The organism is Acidiplasma cupricumulans, assembly GCF_001402935.1.
GTDB classification, from domain to species: Archaea; Thermoplasmatota; Thermoplasmata; order Thermoplasmatales; family Thermoplasmataceae; genus Acidiplasma; species Acidiplasma aeolicum.
Map to the genome: position 1 here is coordinate 1 of NZ_LKBH01000097.1, position 2857 is coordinate 2857.

A 2857-nucleotide genomic window follows, 5' to 3' on the forward strand; every position below is an offset into this window, starting at 1 on the left:
AATTATAATTACTGTCTATGCTTAATATCATAGCAAAAAAATATATGCGCATTTATAATTGCATTTTATGAAATCTCTGGTAATAGGTGGTTCGGGATTTATCGGAAGGAACATTATAGAATTATTGAACAAAAAAGGTCATTATACCATATCATATGATATAGCAAAAAAGGATAATGATGCAAATGAACACATAATTGGGAATATATCCAATTATGATAAAGTAAATATTATTATGAAAGATGTTGATTACGTTTTTAATCTTGCTGCTGTTACATCGCCGCCAGAATTTGAGGATATAGATTCAAATGGTTATGAAATTAATATAATGGGAACATATAATATACTCAAGGCGGCGTATAAAAATAACGTAAAAAAAGTTATATTAGCATCATCGTCAGCAGTATATGGAAATATAAATGTTCCTGTTAAAGAGGATATGGTAACTGATGCATATCCAAATTTATATGCAGTCACAAAGTATACAAATGAAATAACTGCAAGGTCATTTTCTCTTTTAAGGCATCTGGATTCAGTTTATTTAAGGTATTTTAATACATATGGTCTGGGAGAGAACAGCAAGGGAGCTTATTCGAGCATAATACATAAGTTTATAGAGGATTTAAAAAATAAAAGAAATCCGGTAATATTTGGTGATGGCACACAGAGAAGGGATTTTATTTATATAAAGGACAATGCAAGGGCATCCGTTCTGGCAATGGAGAAAGGTAAAACAGGAGAGGCATACAATATTGGAACAGGAATTTCAACGGATTTTAATACAATATATAAAATAATAAAGGAGGAGATGAATTCTAATATAGAGGCCAAATATGAGAAAAACCCATTTTCAAGCTATCAGATGTTTACACAGGCAGATATAGAGAAGGCAAAAAATGATTTGGGATTCACCCCAGAATATGATATAAGATCGGGAGTCCGCGAAATGCTAGGTCAATAAAAATTAAACTTTGATACAACTTTATATAAAAATTTTGGAACATATTCCTTAATTCTTGAATTCATTATTTTAATTGCCAAAATTGTAACAAACATTGGAATTATTGCAGCCTTTATCGGCATATTTGAATTTTTATCATGGTTCCATGTTACAGGGACCTCATTAATTTTGTAACCTGCCCTTTTAACATGGTATAATATAGAAACATCGAATGTCCGGTTTCTTACATATACAGCGGGAAGTATTTTGTCTATAACCTTTTTATTGAAAAACTTTGCACCGCACTGGGTATCTTTAACATGAAGCCTAAAAAGTGCATTTACAAGGAAATTAAAACCCCTGCTGGATATTCTGTTAAATAATGGTTCTTTATTAATCCATTTGCTATTTTTAAGATACCTTGATGCAATGGTACAGCAGTTAGTTTTCATGCTTGAAAGTAAATTTTCAAAATCTTTTGCACTTAAGCTTCCATCTGCATCTACATATCCCATATAGCTATATTTGGCAAGCAAAAATCCCCTTTTAACGGCTCCACCTTTACCTAGCCTCATTAAAGGTTTGTAATAACTTAAATTTTTAATTCCATTTAATAAATTTTCTGTACCATCTTCTCCATCTATTACCACTATAATTTCATATTTTAGACCAGTAGATTCGAGAACAGGTATATATTTATTTAGGCTTTTCATGATCCTATTTTTTTCATGGTAAGCAGGTATAATCAATGATATTCCCTCTTCGCATTTAATAGGATTTGCATTATATTTAAAAGATTCCATTATATCCAAATAGCCAATAAATACTTGTATATAAACATTGGTATAAAAAACCTTGATTTTACAGTATTTGTAAGATAATATTGAAATATTACATAAATCAAATTATGCTATTCTTTTGAATAAATGTAATACCACGAATTGAATTAGATTCTACCATTACCGTTTATTGATAAAAGGAAAAATAGCAATGGTTTAATGTATTATTATAGAAGTTTATTAAAGAACATTAATAATGCTTACAGAAGAAAACATAATTATTATAAGATGTTGATAATAATTTCTCATGAAATGTAAAGATTTTTGTTTAATAATCAATATCCAAGATCAATATAGAAAAAGTTCAATATTAAAAAATGTCAGATAAATCCATAAAAGTGCCAAGAACTTTTAGCTTAAAAATAATCTTTTAGAATATTTAAAAACAATAGATAAGTTATATAGATCATCTCAATAATTTCTTAAAAATAAAAAAATGAAAATTTTTTAATGTCAGTTTAATATAATCATTACAATGGGTATATTTAATTCAAAATTACAACAGAAATGCAAACTGAAAAAGCACATAATTTCACTCGCAATAATTGCCATTGGTATAATATTATATAACTACATATGGGATATTATAACATCTGCAAAGATATATTCATTTGGGGCATCTGTTTTTGACCTTGGTGTTTTTTATCAAAGCCTGTGGATTACCCTCCATGATCCATTAAAGGTTTTTATTTCAAACCTTAAAAATGCCCCAATAAATTTTATGCTCTCTCCATTGTCCCTGGATGATAACATGTTCTTTTTTGTGCATCTGCAAACCCTCTGGCTATCATTGACGGCAATACCGTTATATTTTATATCAATAAAAAAATTAAATTCCAGATTTTTGGGCATACTAATATCATTATCCTTTTTGGCATTCTTTGGGTTAGCAGGTATAAACTGGTTTGATGTTCATAGGCAGTCATTATTTATACCTTTGTTTATATCAGGCTATGCATTATTAATTTATAATAAAAACAGGGGTGCAATAATTTTACTTGTATTATCAGGCCTTGTCAGGTTTCCATATATTATCTTCCCTCTTATATTTGGCCTTTCATATATTATTGAAAATTTA

The 2857-nt window shown here is 28.8% G+C and carries 2 protein-coding genes and 1 pseudogene; 2 read left to right on the forward strand and 1 reads right to left on the reverse strand.

Features of this window, described 5'->3' with window-relative positions:
• The first annotated feature begins 67 nt into the window (after positions 1–67).
• Positions 68–961, forward strand: a complete 894-nt coding sequence (locus tag AOG55_RS03085) for an NAD-dependent epimerase/dehydratase family protein (RefSeq protein WP_055040870.1) — start codon at positions 68–70, stop codon at positions 959–961.
• Here the strand turns inward: AOG55_RS03085 and AOG55_RS03090 are convergent.
• On the reverse strand, positions 955–1743 hold the full coding sequence (locus AOG55_RS03090) for a glycosyltransferase (RefSeq protein ID WP_055040871.1): 789 nt from the start codon (positions 1741–1743) through the stop codon (positions 955–957). The two genes, AOG55_RS03085 and AOG55_RS03090, sit on opposite strands and share 7 nt — an antisense overlap.
• 511 nt (positions 1744–2254) lie before the next feature.
• Here AOG55_RS03090 and AOG55_RS03095 point away from each other — a divergent pair.
• Positions 2255–2857 (forward strand): annotated as a pseudogene (locus AOG55_RS03095) (DUF2079 domain-containing protein); the annotation flags it as partial.

Bases quoted from the DNA above. Each gene is read 5' to 3' on its own strand.
- AOG55_RS03085 (WP_055040870.1), top strand. From the start codon at position 68: ATGAAATCTCTGGTAATAGGTGGTTCGGGATTTATCGGAAGGAACATT.
- AOG55_RS03090 (WP_055040871.1), bottom strand. From the start codon at position 1,743: ATGGAATCTTTTAAATATAATGCAAATCCTATTAAATGCGAAGAGGGA.